At 48.7% G+C, this 16,509-nt stretch carries 13 protein-coding genes and 1 pseudogene; 13 read left to right on the top strand and 1 reads right to left on the bottom strand.

Annotated elements, in window-relative coordinates; all coding sequences use genetic code 11:
- The first annotated feature begins 252 nt into the window (after nucleotides 1–252).
- The 13 genes from LEUMU_RS27770 to LEUMU_RS0104105 all read left to right on the top strand — a co-directional run bounded on the left by LEUMU_RS27770 (nucleotide 253) and on the right by LEUMU_RS0104105 (nucleotide 15,378).
- Nucleotides 253–729: a DUF3305 domain-containing protein gene (locus tag LEUMU_RS27770; protein WP_022951016.1), complete on the top strand. Its 477-nt coding sequence runs from the start codon at nucleotides 253–255 to the stop codon at nucleotides 727–729.
- On the top strand, nucleotides 726–2,966 hold the full coding sequence (locus LEUMU_RS0104160) for a DUF3306 domain-containing protein (protein WP_022951015.1): 2,241 nt from the start codon (nucleotides 726–728) through the stop codon (nucleotides 2,964–2,966). Before LEUMU_RS27770 ends, LEUMU_RS0104160 begins: the two co-directional genes overlap by 4 nt.
- Before the next feature lie 99 nt (nucleotides 2,967–3,065).
- Nucleotides 3,066–3,728 carry a TorD/DmsD family molecular chaperone gene (locus LEUMU_RS24610; RefSeq protein ID WP_022951014.1) on the top strand — a complete coding sequence of 221 codons (663 nt, stop codon included), beginning with the start codon at nucleotides 3,066–3,068 and terminating at the stop codon, nucleotides 3,726–3,728.
- 4 nt (nucleotides 3,729–3,732) lie between these two features.
- On the top strand, nucleotides 3,733–3,942 hold the full coding sequence (locus tag LEUMU_RS24605) for a hypothetical protein (protein WP_022951013.1): 210 nt from the start codon (nucleotides 3,733–3,735) through the stop codon (nucleotides 3,940–3,942).
- A 22-nt stretch (nucleotides 3,943–3,964) separates the two neighbouring features.
- A complete protein-coding gene (locus tag LEUMU_RS0104145) occupies nucleotides 3,965–6,991 on the top strand; it encodes a formate dehydrogenase subunit alpha (protein WP_022951012.1) in 3,027 nt (1,008 codons plus the stop codon).
- A gap of 11 nt (nucleotides 6,992–7,002) precedes the next feature.
- Nucleotides 7,003–7,668, top strand: coding sequence for a formate dehydrogenase FDH3 subunit beta (gene fdh3B, locus LEUMU_RS24600; protein ID WP_022951011.1), 666 nt, complete (start codon nucleotides 7,003–7,005; stop codon nucleotides 7,666–7,668).
- An 84-nt stretch (nucleotides 7,669–7,752) separates the two neighbouring features.
- Nucleotides 7,753–8,790, top strand: a complete 1,038-nt coding sequence (locus tag LEUMU_RS24595; RefSeq protein ID WP_022951010.1) for a formate dehydrogenase subunit gamma — start codon at nucleotides 7,753–7,755, stop codon at nucleotides 8,788–8,790.
- 98 nt (nucleotides 8,791–8,888) lie between these two features.
- A complete protein-coding gene (locus LEUMU_RS0104130) occupies nucleotides 8,889–10,100 on the top strand; it encodes a CaiB/BaiF CoA transferase family protein (RefSeq protein ID WP_022951009.1) in 1,212 nt (403 codons plus the stop codon).
- A 66-nt stretch (nucleotides 10,101–10,166) separates the two neighbouring features.
- Nucleotides 10,167–10,967 carry a hypothetical protein gene (locus LEUMU_RS0104125; RefSeq protein ID WP_022951008.1) on the top strand — a complete coding sequence of 267 codons (801 nt, stop codon included), beginning with the start codon at nucleotides 10,167–10,169 and terminating at the stop codon, nucleotides 10,965–10,967.
- 278 nt (nucleotides 10,968–11,245) lie between these two features.
- Nucleotides 11,246–11,953, top strand: a complete 708-nt coding sequence (locus tag LEUMU_RS0104120) for a tetratricopeptide repeat protein (protein WP_022951007.1) — start codon at nucleotides 11,246–11,248, stop codon at nucleotides 11,951–11,953.
- A 188-nt stretch (nucleotides 11,954–12,141) separates the two neighbouring features.
- On the top strand, nucleotides 12,142–13,299 hold the full coding sequence (locus LEUMU_RS27765; protein WP_084708029.1) for a GGDEF domain-containing protein: 1,158 nt from the start codon (nucleotides 12,142–12,144) through the stop codon (nucleotides 13,297–13,299).
- A gap of 208 nt (nucleotides 13,300–13,507) precedes the next feature.
- Complete coding sequence (locus LEUMU_RS24585) at nucleotides 13,508–13,981, top strand: lysozyme inhibitor LprI family protein (protein WP_022951005.1); 474 nt, start codon at nucleotides 13,508–13,510, stop codon at nucleotides 13,979–13,981.
- Between the two features lie 188 nt (nucleotides 13,982–14,169).
- Nucleotides 14,170–15,378 carry an IS256 family transposase gene (locus LEUMU_RS0104105; RefSeq protein ID WP_022951004.1) on the top strand — a complete coding sequence of 403 codons (1,209 nt, stop codon included), beginning with the start codon at nucleotides 14,170–14,172 and terminating at the stop codon, nucleotides 15,376–15,378.
- Between the two features lie 87 nt (nucleotides 15,379–15,465).
- Here the strand turns inward: LEUMU_RS0104105 and LEUMU_RS24580 are convergent.
- Nucleotides 15,466–16,507: pseudogene (locus tag LEUMU_RS24580) on the bottom strand (IS481 family transposase).
- Between the last annotated feature and the right edge of the window lie 2 nt (nucleotides 16,508–16,509).

The following is a 16,509-nucleotide window of genomic DNA, read 5'->3' as shown; positions in this document are numbered from 1 at the left end:
ATCGTGCCGGACTGAATTTTAGCGGTGCTATTGGAATCGACACCAGAATCACTCCGAGAAAATCGGCCTAACGGATCAGAATGACACACTTTATTTATTCTGTTGGGACAAAATGAACCATCAAGCCTATACTGATAACAGCGTTATCACCGCATAGCGCGCTACTAGTGGCTGGCACGTTACTTGCTCAGGGCTTCCTGAGCACAGGAATAAATCAAGAACAAAGAACACAGCAATCAGGAGGATAGTAAGGTGAGTAAAACCCAATTTCCGATCTCTGTCATTATGGAAAAACGACCCTCAGTAAGCCGATGGGCAGACGCTTACTGGGCCGCTGTTGGCTTAATTGTCGGCAAGCAAGCAGCCACTGAAATGACCTTGCTACACACCGATGGCGATATCGAGCAATATCTGTATCCCAATCTGACTGTGAGCCTGCACCGTGACGAGTGCGAGAGCTATTACCACAATATGATGTCTCCCAATCCCAGCTGTTACATCGTTGCGCGCACGGCGGAAGATGGCATTCCCAAACCGTTTTTAGTGAGCATGAGCTTCGATGAAGCCCATGCGTATCAGGAAAATGAGGATCAGGCCTACTCCGTTGAAATCCCTGCTGAGCTGTATGAGTGGATGGAAAGTTATATGATTGATAACTACTTTCCAGAAAAACGATTCAAGCGCAAACTGAAAGACTGGAAACATGGCAGCGAGAAACCAGCCTCATGAAAAAGACTGATGATGAAAACTTTTTAAGCCGCTGGGCACGCCTCAAAAAAACAGAGGCAAAGCCGGAAGATAATGACGCGGAAGATCAATCCGTAGATAAAACAAATGCTGCTGACAATGCTGATAGCACTTCGCCGATTGATAAGAAGTCGCAAGGCGCTACAACTGCAGGTTCGGCAACACCGGCGGAAGAAGGTAGTCCAACAGCAGATCAGGCACCTCACTCCGCAGATCAGAGCGCTGCAGCTAACCCACAAGCCTCCGACCAAGCATCACCCGACGAATCAAGCACCAGTGAAACAGCCACACCCCCGCCACTCACCGATGCGGATATGCCTCCCATCGAAAGCTTGGACGAAAACTCCGACTTCACCGGCTTTATGTCCTCAGGCGTGAGCGCCGAGATACGTAAACTAGCCTTGCGCAAAATGTTTAAAGCCAGCGTATTTAATGTGCGCGATGGGCTGGATGATTATGATGATGACTACACCAGCTTCGTGCCGCGTGGCGATCTGGTCACCAGTGATATGAAACACATGGCGGGGGTTGAAGCTCGCCGTGCATTAGAAAAAACTCTCTCAAACGAAGGTAATAATATGACGCCAGCCACCGCCCGCGACACAGCCATGCAGACCCTGCAAGACTTCAACTCCGCACCAACTAGCCAAGTGGAGTACTATTCTCAAGGTCGCGTGCTAATTGTCGGTGGCCAGCAAGCCTTGCAGATTGCCACGCAATTGCCGGATAGCCTGCACCCCACTATTCTACTGACTGAAGCCGTGGATATTGCCGCAGGTAAATCCATCGTCACCTTGCAGCAAGGTCGCGATATCAGCCTTAAAGGTTGGCTCGGCCAATTTAGCCTAAGCCTGAGCGACCCACAAAACCCAGACGCCGCGCCAGAAGTACTCAGCGCTGATGTGATTCTGGATTTAAGCGAAGCGCCACTACTCACGGTCGAAGTACCACCACCAGGTTATTTCAGTACCGCTAAAACAGAGCTTGCCGAAGCGCTGGAAGATATCAGTGGATTGGAAGGTCGCTTTGCTAAGCCCAAATTCTTTGAATACAACGCCGATATTTGCGCGCACAGTCGCAGTGGCCTGGATGGTTGCACGCTGTGTATCGACGCCTGCCCAACCGAGGCTATTATTTCAATTGGTGAGCGCATCAAGGTTGAGCCGCAGTTATGCCAAGGTGGCGGTACTTGTGCAACGGTCTGCCCGACTGGCGCGATTCGCTATAACTACCCTTCCCCTGCGCATTATGTTGATCAGTTACGTCGCTTGCTAAAAAGCTATCGGGATGCCGGTGGTGAGCAGCCAGTCATTCTATTCCATGCCAATGATACGGCAGTAGACATCAACACACTGCCAGAAAACATTCTGCCGATTGCGCTGGAAGAATTAGCCAGTGCCGGTGCTGATTTATGGTCGGTGGCACTGAGTTTTGGTGCTTCGCAGATATTGCTTTTGGATGATGCCATCACGCCAAAGGTTTCGCGTCAGGCGCTACGCCATCAGCTGAGCATTCTCAATACGCAGATAGCAGGTTTGGGTTATCCGGATAGCGCGGTTCGCTTGATTCCCGTGGCTAGCGATTCACAGCCTCATGATTTTCAGGAATTGCTGGATAGCGGCGAGTCCATGCCCTACTTCCCGCCCGCCACGCAAGGCGGCCTGAACAATAAACGTCAGCAATGGATTTTGGCACTGGATCACTTATATAAGTATGCGCCGCAGCCAGAAGATGAAATTCCACTGCCCTCTGGCGCGCCATTTGGTCGTCTGAAAGTCGATAAAGACAGCTGCACCTTATGCATGGCTTGCGCCACGGTCTGCCCTGCTCAAGCCTTGAGCGGCGGTAGCGACTCGCCCGTACTAAAATTACACACGGCCAATTGCGTGCAATGTGGCTTGTGCGAAACCGGTTGTCCGGAAAAAGCCATTACACTGGAGCCGTTGTATATCAGCAATCGCGAAAAGCGTAATCGTCCGGTACTGCTTAACGAAGAGAAGCCATTCCACTGCATTACTTGTCGCAAACCATTCGCTAGCCAAAGCATGATTCTGAACATGCTGGGTAAATTACAAGGCCATGCCATGTTCCAGACCGAGCGCGCGAAGAATCGACTGAAAATGTGCGAAGACTGCCGCGTGATTGATGTGGTTCAAGATGAGGAAGCAATGGGTCAACCTGGCATAACGGACCCATCGACTGCGACAAATCGTCATTGATTGGAGAAAATCTACCGACTTATCATCCGTATTACTGACTTTTTTCCTGAAAATACTGGCACTCAGATTGCATAGTAATTTGAGAGTTGAGGAGAATGAATGACTTTGACAAACGCACAACAAGAAGACGCCAACGCCGAGCACAGCGTGGCCATTCCCATTATTAATGAAACTGCACTACAAGCACCGGAACAACAGTACCGGGCGGGCACCTATGCCTTGCTTGGCGCATTGCTAAGGAACGTGCCAACGGCTGAGCTACTTGCTCACACGACCACCCTGAAAGATGCGGCCACGAAAAGCGACGACTTAGGCATTGCCATGTCGATGCTGGGACTGGCAGCGGAACATACGGATCTGGACGCGGTGGACGATGAATATCACGACTTGTTTATCGGCTTGGGGCGCGGTGAAGTAGTGCCTTATGGCTCGTGGTATCTCACTGGCTTCCTGATGGAAAAGCCACTTGGTGAGTTACGTGAGCACTTAAGCGCATTGGGCTATCAGCGCGACCCTTCGGTGAAAGAACCGGAAGATCACGTGGCAGCACTGTGTGAAGTTATGGGCATGTTGATACAGGAAGGTCGTTCGACCGATGTGCAGCAACAATTTTTCTCCCAACATATGCTGAAATGGCTGGGTCGTTTTTTCGACGACCTGAGTGCTGCCGATTCCGCATCGTTTTATCAGGCAGTGGCGCGCTTTGGCGCAGCCTTTTTCAATTTCGAACAGCAGTATTTTGGGCTGGACATTCAGGAGTAAGCTAATGAGTAAACCAGAAGCACACGACAGCAAACGCAGAGCATTCCTTCGCGGCAGTGTGGCCGCCGGAGCCGGTGCCACTTTAGTCGCCACCGGTACCGCGACTGCTTCACCAGAGCCAACCATTGAAGTGACCAAAGAGGAAAAGCCAGCACGTAAAGGCTACCGGGTAACCGATCACGTTGCAGCCTATTACCGGACACTGTCCAGCTAAGCCGACCACGAGGAATTATCTGATGAAATTAGAAAAAATAAGTGCGGCCAAACAGGACGCCAATGCGGACACGCAGTGCAAAATACCCGGTAGTGGCTGGATGCTTAATCGCCGCGAATTTTTACGCAACTCTAGTCTGACTGCTGCCGGTGGTGCCATTTTGGGTACCGGGCTGAGCGCCGGCATGATGCGTAAAGCAGAAGCAGCAACCACTCCAGGCGCTAGCAGCGCAGCCAAAGAAGTACGTACTATTTGTACTCACTGCTCGGTAGGTTGTGGTGTTATCGCTGAAGTAAAAAGTGGCGTATGGACTGGTCAAGAACCTGCCTTTGATCACCCGTTTAACCAAGGCGCGCATTGCGCTAAAGGTGCAACGCTGCGTGAACACGGTCACGGTGAGCGCCGCCTGAAATACCCAACTAAGCTAGTTGATGGTAAGTGGAAAAAAGTATCCTGGGAAGAAGCGATCTCCGAAATCGGTGACAAGCTGTTAAAGATTCGTGAAGAGTCCGGCCCTGATTCGGTTTACCTGCTAGGTTCAGCGAAGCACAACAACGAGCAGGCTTACCTGTTCCGTAAAATGGCCGCCATGTGGGGCACCAACAACGTCGACCATCAGGCGCGTATTTGTCACTCCACCACGGTTGCCGGGGTAGCGAATACCTGGGGTTATGGGGCGATGACCAACTCCTACAATGATATTCATCACTCCAAAGCGATTCTGCTCATCGGCTCTAACCCAACTGAAGCGCATCCGGTTTCTATGCAGCATATCTTCAAAGCCAAAGAAGAGAACAATGCTCCTGTAATCGTGATCGACCCTCGCTTTACCCGTACTGCAGCGCATGCGGATCACTTCCTGCAAATTCGCCCTGGAACAGACGTGCCCATTATCTGGGGCATGATGTACCACATCTTCAAAAACGGCTGGGAAGATAAAGAATTTATCCGCCAGCGCGTGTACGGAATGGAAGATGTCAAAGCCGAAGTCATGAAATGGACGCCGGAAGAAGTTGAGCGCGTAACCGGCGTACCAGAAGCTAAAGTGTATGGCGCAGCAAAAGCCATGGCACGTAACCGTCCTGGTACCTTTATCTGGTGCATGGGTGGTACTCAGCACACGATTGGTAACAACAATACTCGCGCGTACTGCGCCTTCCAGCTGGCACTCGGTAATATGGGTGTATCTGGTGGTGGTACCAATATCTTCCGTGGCCACGATAACGTTCAGGGTGCAACTGACCTTGGTGTACTAGCTGACACGCTGCCGGGCTACTATGGCTTGGCTGAAGGCTCTTGGAAGCATTGGGCAAGAGTTTGGGATCTGGATTTCGATTGGATCAAAGACCGTTTCGACAACACGGCTTATGATAAGAGTGGAAATGAGTTCTACGCGGATGAAGATGGAAACCTACCGGACAAGGCTGAGCCAGTCATGTTCACCAAAGGTATTCCGGTTTCACGCTGGATTGATGGTGTCTTAGAAGACAAAGCAAACACGGCGCAAAAAGACGCGCTGCGAGCCATGTTCTTCTGGGGTCACGCACCAAACAGTCAGACCCGTGGTGTGGAAATGAAAGCCGCAATGGAGAAACTGGACTTATTAGTCGTGGTTGATCCTTACCCAACGGTGACGGCGGTTATGCACGATCGTAAAGATGGTGTGTATCTATTACCAGCAACCACTCAGTTTGAAACCACGGGTTCGGTGACGGCTTCAAACCGTTCAATCCAATGGCGCGATAAAGTCATTGAGCCACTGTTTGAGTCTAAGCCAGATCATGAAATCATGTACCTGCTGGCTAAGAAGTTAGGCTTTGAAAAAGAGCTGTTTAAGAACATTGAAGTAAAAGGCAATGAGCCCGTCATCGAAGACGTTACCCGCGAATTCAACAAAGGTATGTGGACGATTGGTTACACCGGCCAAAGCCCTGAGCGTTTGAAGAAGCACCAGCAAAACTGGGGTACGTTTGATTACGATTCACTAAAAGCCGAAGGTGGCGCTTGTGATGGCGATACTTATGGTTTGCCATGGCCTTGTTGGGGCACGCCAGAAATGAATCACCCTGGTTCTGGTAACTTGTACGACACCAGTAAAACAGTCGCTGAAGGTGGAATGCCATTCCGTGCGCGCTTTGGTGTGGAATACGAAGGCACTAACATTCTGGCAGAAGACTCCTGGTCCGCTGGCTCAGATATCCAAGACGGCTACCCTGAGTTCACCTACAAGATGCTGGTGAGCCTTGGTTGGGCGGATGACCTGACGAATGAAGAAAAGCGTTCAATCGGTAAAGTTGCTAACATCCTTAGTGATGAAGGCAAAGAAGTTGGCGAAGCCTCTCAGGCTGGATTCCCATCTGACTTTGATGACAAAGTAGCCGGCGTTAACTGGAAGACTGACTTGTCCGGTGGTATTCAGCGTGTTGCGATTAAGCACGGCTGCGCACCTTACGGAAACGCGAAAGCTCGCGTAAAAGTATGGACTTTCCCAGACCCAGTGCCGATTCACCGTGAGCCGCTTTACACCTCACGCCGTGACTTGGTTGAGCAATACCCAACCTACGAAGATCGTAAATCGTTCTGGCGTTTGCCGACTCGTTACAACTCCATCCAGAGTAAAGACTACTCGAAAGATTTCCCAATCATTATGACCTCAGGTCGATTGGTGGAATATGAAGGGGGTGGTGATGAGACCCGTTCCAACCCTTGGCTGGCAGAACTACAGCCAGACATGTTCGTTGAAATCAACCCACGTGATGCGAACAACAATGGCATTCGTGAAGGCGACGATGTGTGGATTGAAAGTCCGGAAGGCGGCAAGATCAAAGTAAAAGCGATGGTGACTCGTCGTGTGGCAGCGGGCGTCGCGTTCTCTCCATTCCACTTTGGTGGACACTTCCAAGGTGAAGACCTGCGCAGCAAATACCCTGCCGGTTCCGACCCTTATGCCTTGGGTGAGGCGGTCAATACGGCCATGACCTATGGTTATGACTCAGTCACTCAAATGCAGGAAACCAAGTGTAGCCTGTGTCGTATTAGCAAAGCTTAGGAGAATAAATCATGGCAAGAATGAAGTTTTATTGCGATGCTGAACGCTGCATTGAATGTAACGCCTGTGTAACGGCTTGTAAGAATGAGCACGAGATTCCGGTCGGTGTAAACCGTCGCCGCGTGGTGACCATTAAAGATGGTGAGCCTGGCGAGCGCTCCTTATCCGTTGCCTGCATGCATTGTTCCGATGCACCTTGCGCAGCAGTTTGCCCGGTTGATTGTTTTGAAATCACCGACGAAGGTATCGTTTTACACAATAAAGATACCTGCATTGGTTGTGGCTACTGCTTCTACGCCTGCCCATTTGGCGCACCGCAGTTCCCTACCGACGGCGCTTTCTCGTCGCGCGGTAAGATGGACAAATGTACTTTCTGCGCCGGTGGCCCTGAAGAGGAAGACATGAGCCCTGCTGAGTACACTAAGTACGGCAGCAACCGTATCGCAGAAGGTAAATTGCCACTGTGTGCTGAGATGTGTGCCACTAAAGCACTACTGGCCGGTGACGCTAACATGGTCGCTGATGTGTACCGTGATCGCGTAATCAATCGCGGTGCGGCAGCCTTTAGCCAGACCCGTTTGCAGCAAAAAGCTAACTTCCAACCCAACCCTTCCCTAAGTGGACGGGCAACCGGTGTGGATGGCGTGCAGCAATGGAAGCCTGACGCAAGCAACTAAGCGGCAAGCTATGGCCCCCTTGCGTGTTATGCACAAGGGGGCTTTTCGTATTTTGGATACACACTGGCGAGGAGCGCGATACGTATGCGAATACTTTTATTAAGCCTGATGCTGTTGCTAACACTGCCAGCCATCACTCAGGCAGCTGGCCCTTCAGTAATCCAGCAAGACCCCGGCGCTGAGCTTTGGAATGCCGTGCGCGGCCGTGAAGGCGCAGACCATGGCGATGTACGCTCACAGGTCAAAGGCATTGACAGCACCGTGCTGGTCAATAAAGACGGGGATGATTGGCGACACTTCCGCATGGGTGAGTTAATCCCCTTGGCGGCTAAAGTGTTGGGATTCACGATTATTGCGATTTTACTGTTCCGCTTAGTTCGCGGAAAAATTAAAATCAAAGCTGGTCGCTCGACACAGAAAATTAAACGTTTTACCCGCTTTCAACGCTATGTGCATTGGACCACCGCCATCTTATTTGTGGCGCTGGGAATTACCGGTGCCGTGCTGATGTTTGGGCGCTTTGTGATTATTCCCTACATTGGCCCTGAAATTGGCGGACCGCTGACGCTGCTGATGAAGCGCATTCATGACTTTGCCGGCCCTGCTTTTGCGGTTGCTTTAGTGGTGCTTGCCTTCACCTTTATGAAGGGAAACTTCCCGAAATGGGTCGATCTCAAGTGGATCGTTAAAGGCGGTGGACTGCTGGGCGGACATGCTCCGGCAGGTCGTTACAATGCCGGTGAAAAGGGCTGGTATTGGATCGCCGTGCTGGTTGGAATCATTGTGGTTACCAGTGGTTTAGTACTGGATTTCACACAGATTCTGGACTTCACCAGCTATGGACGCACCCGCAATAATATTACCTTTGCGCATTGGGTACACAGCATCTCAGCGGTTGGTATTATGGCCGGTTCATTAGGCCATATTTACATGGGTACGATTGCCATGGAAGGTGCCTTTGAAGCGATGCAGACCGGCTCTTGTGATGCGAACTGGGCGAAAGAGCATCATGACCTTTGGTATGAAGAGTTAGTTGAGCAAGGCGTCGTGGTTCCGGTTGAACAACTGGAGCCGACAGCGGATCAAGTCGCTGCTGGCGAGAGCCCTAAAACAGCTAGCTAATGTGACACAGTTACCGGCTCGCTATGCCCTCAGTCGAGGCATGACAAACCGGTTCTGACAAGGTATTGTCTGGGGATGATCAATCGTTGAGATTCCCCATGACAGACAGCAAGACAAGCACAAACGGCCCCCTCAGCAATATCAAAGTTCTCGAACTTGGTGCGCTGATCGCGGGGCCTTATGCTGCCTCCATCCTCGCGCAATTCGGCGCAGAAGTTATCAAAATCGAATCCCCTGAGGCTGGCGACCCGCTGCGTAAATGGCGCAAGCTGCACAAAGACACTTCACTTTGGTGGTACGCTCACAGCCGCAATAAGAAATCCATCACCCTCAATTTACGCAGCGAACAAGGCCAACAAGTAGTGCGCGATCTGGTGAAAGATGCGGATATCGTGATTGAAAATTTCCGCCCCGGCACGCTGGAAAAATGGGGATTAGGCTGGGAAACCTTATCCGCGATTAAGCCATCACTCGTTATGGTGCGTGTTTCAGGTTATGGCCAGACCGGCCCTTACAGTAGCCGTCCGGGATTTGCGGCGATTGCTGAATCGATTGGTGGTATGCGTTATCTGGCAGGCTTTCCCGACCGCCCGCCGGTGCGTACCGGTATTAGTATTGGTGACACCCTCTCCTCTCTGTATGGCGTGATCGGCGCATTGATGGCAATGCATCACCTGCAAAGTCATCCCGGCCAAGGTCAGTTTATTGATGTAGCGCTATATGAATCAGTGTTTGGCGTGATGGAAAGCTTGATTCCGGAATATGCGCAAGCGGGCTTTATTCGCGAGCGCAGCGGGGCCAGCTTACCCGGCATCGTGCCCTCTAGTACCTATCCCTGCAAGGATGGCGAATACGTGATTATTGCTGCCAATGGCGACAGTATTTTTAAACGACTGATGCGCTTAATGGGTCGTGATGATATGGCAGATAACCCTGAAATGGAGCAAAACGATGGCCGCGTGATTCATACCGATGCCATTGATCAGGCCATTAGCGAGTGGACCATGCTGTTTGATATCGACAGCGTATTGGATGCGCTGGAGCAAGCCGAAGTGCCTGCCAGCAAGATCTACACCGCTAAAGATATCTATGAAGACCCGCACTACCGCGCCCGAGAGATGATTGAGCGCCATGCCATGCCCGATGGCTCGCCGATTGATATTCCGGGTGTGGTTCCAAAGATGAGTGTAACGCCGGGCGGCACGCGTTGGTTAGGGCCAGAGCTTGGCGAACACACCGACTCTGTGCTGGAAGGGCTTGGCTACTCGTCTGATATAATTGCTAAGCTCAAGGCCGATGGCATAATCTAAGGCTAAGGGGAACGTATAATCCCCAAGCTTGTTCTAAAATTCTGATTTTCTGAAGGGGGTTTCGTAATGAAACATCAGATAAAACGCCTATTTATCGTGTCTGCCTGCTTAGTGTTTTCGGTGGCCGCCAAGGCTAACAATACTAGCTGCGAGTGGAGCCACGCCGCTGCACTGACGCAGGATGTACAGACCGCTCAAGATTTATTAACCAGTTATGGCACGTGTAAAACTGACTGCCAGGACTTGGAAGCGAAGCTCAACTCCCGCGTTAATTACATGGGTAGCGCTTCGGCTTGCGCACCGCATATCAATAACCGTAACAACCGTGAAATGATCAGCTTTATCGGTAGCCGCTTTAATCTGATTAAAAAGCAAAAGCATGGATACAACTCATTTCAGGTCGCGAAAAAGCCGCAAGCTGCGCCTCAAGTAGCGGCAAGGCCAAGTACTCCGCCCCCTGCTCCCGTTGTTATTTCCCAGCGACCTCCGGTAAGCCCGCCACAGACGACCATGGAGATTTCTCAGGAAGCTTATGCCGCGCTGTGGTTAGATGATGTGCCTTCACGAGCAACTCCGGCACCAAGGCAAGCTGCAAGACCTGCACCACAAGTTGCTAATACTCAAGCGGCAGCTCAAGCAAAACACCAAGCGACGCAGCAGCAGCGCCAGCAGATTCAACTTCGCAAACAAGCAAAGCTTCAACAGATACGTTTGCAAGAAGCCTATGCTAAACAACGCCAGCTGCAAATTGCACAGAACCAAGAGCGTCAACGTCAACGAGTGATTGAACAGAAACGCGCCAGAGAGGCACACTGGGAAAAGCAGCGAATGCGTCAGCAAGAGATGGCTAGAGCTCGGGCCAACTAATCCAGTAAAATCTTATATCGCATGCATATCTCCGCATCAGTCTGAGGACTTAAGTACTCGGGCTGATGCTCCTCCCAAATCCCCTTTTACCCCCTCATCACCTTTCTAATGTTGATGTACAGCTGATGCGCTTTTATCAGGTGTGAAGTCAGAGCAAAGTATTTATACTGGTCGATTATTTTAGTGCTTGCACATGCTGTGCCTAAAGTATGACTAAGCCGTTCGCTAAAGATTTAGCCTCGAAGAACACCAACTGATATCAACGAAGTAGTGATTAAATGACAAACCGCCAATCAAACATAATCTTTTATGGTGTTATCGCCACGGTCATTTGCGGACTCATCGTCAGTAATTTATATCCCGATTTTTTTGGTGACATGTCAAAGAGTAAGGAAGAGCTCGCCATCAAAGAAGCCGTCGTCCAAGGTAATCACAACAAAGCGCTAAGCATCTATCAAACACTGGTAGATCAGAGAATCAGCGATAGCAATGAATTCACCATTGGAACCGCCAATATGTATGAGGCAATGGCAAGCTTACACGCGCTTGCTGGTAATAAAGCTGAAGAAAAAGCCCACTACCTGAAGTCATTAGACATTAAGAAGCAACTAAAAAAAGTTAGCCCGTATAGCCTTGCACACACCTACTTCAAACTCGGAACCATCGCTGAAGCAGAGCAGCAATACGATCAGGCTCAACACTATTATGAGCAGTCATTATCGACCAAGCTGGTTGACATAAAGCCAGACGATGAGGAAGGTTTCTTCGAAGGCATGCAAAATGCCCAAGTGGAATACAAACGATTAAACCATGCGGGGACTATTGCCACTTTTAAGCAATTAGGCGCGCTGCACGTTATGAAAAAAGAATACGCCATTGCCAAAGACTATTATGAAAAAGCCTTAGCGGCCAGCAAGCTGACCTTTGGTGATGATGATATCAAGACTCTGGAAGTTGCGGAGCTGATCAAGCAATTGCCACGGTAATCACTTATTAAACCAGCCCAAACTTCCCACCTTTAACTGCGCCTCGAGAGCGCTTCGCCATTCGAGCATTAATTAGCTAGCTTGGGCAAAGATAATATGGCGCAAACACTGCTCCCCTTTTATCTGAAATTCCTGAAGAATGTACCTATGGGTTTTATACTGCTCAAAACCCAATAATAAAAAATATAATGACCCTTAAAACCACCCATATCCCCAGTTCGATGGAAAAGGATTATCAGTCGTATCTTACCCCTGAAAAGATAAGATCTACGCGGGTAATGTCTGTATTGGCGCTACTCTTGTATTCAGCCTTTATTGTGATAGATATTTATGCACTACCATCGGTTGTATACGAAGCTTTCGTCATAAGACTGTTTGTTATAGCGAGTTTAGGTTTTGCTATTGTCTTTTCATTTACCAGCAAATTTTCCAAATACTATCACCTTGTACAAGCAACGCCTTACTTTTTGGCCGGTGTCAGTATAAACCTAATGATTCTCATATCCAGTCCCACAGATGAGGCATCCGATATCTATTTTGCAGGTCTTATACTAGTCATTATGGCCATTTTTTCATGGGCTTACTTAAACCTGTTATCGGTGTCGCTCAGTGCTTTTACGATCATAGGACTGTATGTCTATGTAGAGTTTTATAAACATGCTGGGGAGCCAAATTCTTTTTTGCCGACGGTTCTATCTAACTGTTTTTTCCTGGTGTGCGCATCCGTTATTGGATTTGTAACCCAGTACGTTCGTGATCAATACCTAAAAGAAAACTTTTTACTCCAGCAGTCGCTAAAGCTTGCCTATGAGCAAAAGTCAGCAGAAGCACATGACAACCAATATCTGGCGAACCATGATGCATTGACCGAACTCCCAAACCGTCGCTACATGATGAAGCTACTGAATGAGTCGCTTGATAAAGCCCGCATTCAAGAAAAGATCTTAGTTATTCTATTCATCGACCTCAACGGCTTTAAACAAATCAATGATGTATACGGCCATAACGCAGGCGATGAAACCCTGACAATCATCGCAAAGCGTCTTGAGTTAGCCATACGCAGAGGTGACCATTTGTCACGCTTAGGCGGTGATGAATATCTCATGGGGCTTATTCTAGACAAAAAAGATATCACCAAGGTTGAAGGTATCGCCAATAAATATGCAAAAATTATTGGTCAACCGATGAATATTGAAGGCAAAGCGTTGAAAGTCGGCGCGAGTATTGGTGTGGCCATTTACCCAAAGCATGGTGATAATATTGAAGATTTGATCAATATTGCAGACCAAAAAATGTACGAGGTTAAGAAGGTCAAACCGCCCAGTACTGCAGTATCAAGCCTCTAATAAAACCTTCTCTGTAGACGATCATTATCGTGCAGCTATTAGATAGCGTAAGACCTCTTTACTGTCCCGCTAACTTATCAATCTTAGTTTCTAACCAGTATCATCCAACCAAAAAGGTGAACGTTAATACTTGACCTAAAGTGTTCTAAAGGTGTTAATCACTTGCTACTATGCAATAACTTTAAGTCATAAAAATAAGGATATTACAATGAAGCGAATGTGTTTTGTGATTTTTCTATTATTTTCAGGCGACCTATTTGCCGGTGATGATAATCTTAGTCTTCGCAGCTTTGAAAAGGCCACCATGTTTGAGGAGTCTATAATCGCTCAGCGACAATTATGCCTTGATGCTTCCGGCGGAGGGTCCGGAGCCGTTGCGTGTTTTGTCAGGTATTACCAAGAGTGGGATGAAGAACTCAATTATTACTATGGCCGCTTGCGCTCAGTGCTCAATGCTGCAGAGAAGGACACGTTAAAAACGGCCCAACTGGCTTGGATAAAAAGTAGAGATGAAGCGCGGGCCTTCAACTCTGCACTGATGGACAAGATCTATGCGGACAAAGAGGGGGAAATTTACACGGCTATAAGGGCCGGACACGTCTCAGATCTCATGGTGCCAGTGACAAAACAAAGAGCGCTCTTGATGAAGCGATGGTATGAGGATATTAAAGAGGCGGATTGAGTTTTCCTTGAACACCTCTACCTCAAGGTCACCGAGCAAAAGGGCTTTAGAGTTTTTCGTTATTTAGAACTCTAGTGGGCTAGGAGGGAGATTATGTAGTTTGCGGGAACCTTAAAATGTACTAGCTCAGACGAGGCTGTAAATTGAACTGTGTATCTGCCTAATCCTAACCTGTTAGAGTAGATCACATGAATAAGAAACAATTAAAAGCCCTGGCTAAAGAGGCCGCTCAAGGCCTCAACTCGGAAGAAGATATTGCTGCATTAACCAAACTGCTGCGCCAATCATTCTATGAAAAAGCGCTTGATGCTGAGCTAGATGACCACCTTGGTTATGATCGTCATGATACAAAGCCCAGCACGAATAGCCGTAATGGTTACACTAAAAAGACAGTGAAAACGGATGAGGGTGAGTTAGAAATTAACACACCCCGTGATCGTCAAAGTGAGTTTGAACCGCAAATTATCAAGAAGCGCCAAACGCGCACACCCGCTTTGGACAGTAAAATTCTGAGTTTGTATGCAAAAGGAATGACCACACGAACCATCGTTGATACCCTCAGTGAATTTTACGATACAGACGTCTCGCCGACGCTGATTTCTAAAGTCACCGAGGGTGTTCTAGACCTGGTTACCGAATGGCAATCACGACCACTGGATGAGGTGTATCCCATTGTCTATTTGGACTGTATCGTGCTCAAAATTCGCCAAGACAAACAGGTGATCAATAAGGCGATGTACCTTGCGTTAGGCGTGACTATGGAGGGTCATAAAGAACTGTTAGGACTCTGGATCACAGAGAATGAAGGGGCTAAGTTCTGGCTGGGCGTACTCACTGAACTCAACAACCGGGGCGTGAATGACGTCCTGATCGCGTGTGTGGACGGGCTGAAAGGCTTTCCTGACGCCATTAACACCGTCTTTCCAAAGACTCAAATACAGCTCTGTATTGTCCACATGGTACGAAACTCACTGAAGTTTGTTCCCTGGAAAGACTACCGCGAAGTAACGACAGATCTGAAACGAATTTACCAGTCTGCGACTGAAGAAGAAGGGCTGCTTGAGTTGGAAAGTTTTGCCACAAAATGGGATGAAAAATACCCTTTAATTAGCCGTGCATGGCGGTCACACTGGGCAAACTTAAATACCTTGTTTCTTTACCCAAGCGACATCCGAAAAGCGATTTATACAACCAACGCGATTGAGTCGCTGAATAGCGTGATTCGAAAATCAACCAAGCATAGAAAGCGCTTTCCAAATGACGACTCCGCAAAGAAAGTCGTTTATTTAGCCATCCAAGAAGCCTCTAAAAAGTGGAGCATGCCGATTCGTAATTGGAAATCGGCATTAAATCGATTTATTATTGAATTTGAAGATAGACTAACGAATTACCTGTAAACCCGAAATGGCATTTACACAGTTAGATTTACAGGCTCGCTCAGACTTGATCTGACAGTTACCCGTCTTTTACCGGTGTCTGTCAGGTTAGATTTGAGCTAAGTTTTTTTCAACCCAAATCGTTTTTCCATCAAGCAATGTCTCTATGGGTGTTCGCCCTAAGCAAATTTTTACCCTGATGGGTTCGGTCATTGTTATAGTAGCTGATCCATTCGTCCAGATCTTTTTGGAGCGCCTCTATCGAATCATACAGCTTTTTCCTGAAAGTGATCTGGTAAAACTCATTCAGAATCGTTTTGTGGAAGCGTTCACAAATACCATTGGTCTGCGGCGACATCGCCTTAGTTTTGGTGTGATCGATGTCGTTGATCGCCAGATACAACTGATAGTCATGCTGGTCGATGCGACCACAATACTCAGTCCCTCTGTCGGTCAGTATTCTTAGCATGGGCAACTCATACTGTTCGAAGAACGGTAAGACTTTATCATTGAGCATATCGGCCGCCGTGATCGGCGTTTTCGTTGTATACAGCTTTGCAAAGGCGACTTTGCTATACGTGTCCACGAACGTCTGCTGGTAAATACGACCAACGCCCTTGAGGTTGCCAACATAAAAGGTATCTTGCGATCCCAGGTAGCCGGGATGAGCCGTTTCTATCTCACCACAGGCCTCATCATCGTGCTGTTTCTTTTCCAAGGCAGCGACCTGAGCATCATTTAAAAGAATCCCTTCCTGTGCGACTTTTGCTTCCAGCGCTTTGAGGCGTTTTTTAAAGTTCTCCAGGTTATGACGGACCCAAATGGAGCGCACACCACTGCCTGAGACGAAGATGCCCTGCTTACGAAGCTCATTGCTCGTGCGATGCTGACCAAAGGCTGGCTGGTCTATTGCAGACGCAATAACCGCTTGCTCTGTTGCCTCATCGACTCTGTTTTTGACATTCGCTTTGCGCCGTGTTTTGTCAATGAGCGCATCAATGCCGCCGGTTTCGACGAGTTCCTGATAACGATAGAACGTATCTCGCGATACTCCCATCACTTTGCAGGCTCTGGATACATTGCCCAGCGCTTCTGCCAGATTTAATAAACCGGCTTTGTGTTTGATGATGGGATTGTTAGTATGAATCATGG

The organism is Leucothrix mucor DSM 2157 (assembly GCF_000419525.1).
Lineage (GTDB): Bacteria > Pseudomonadota > Gammaproteobacteria > Thiotrichales > Thiotrichaceae > Leucothrix > Leucothrix mucor.
Note: the sequence above shows the minus strand (reverse complement) of the source record. Positions and strands in the feature narration are given on the sequence as shown.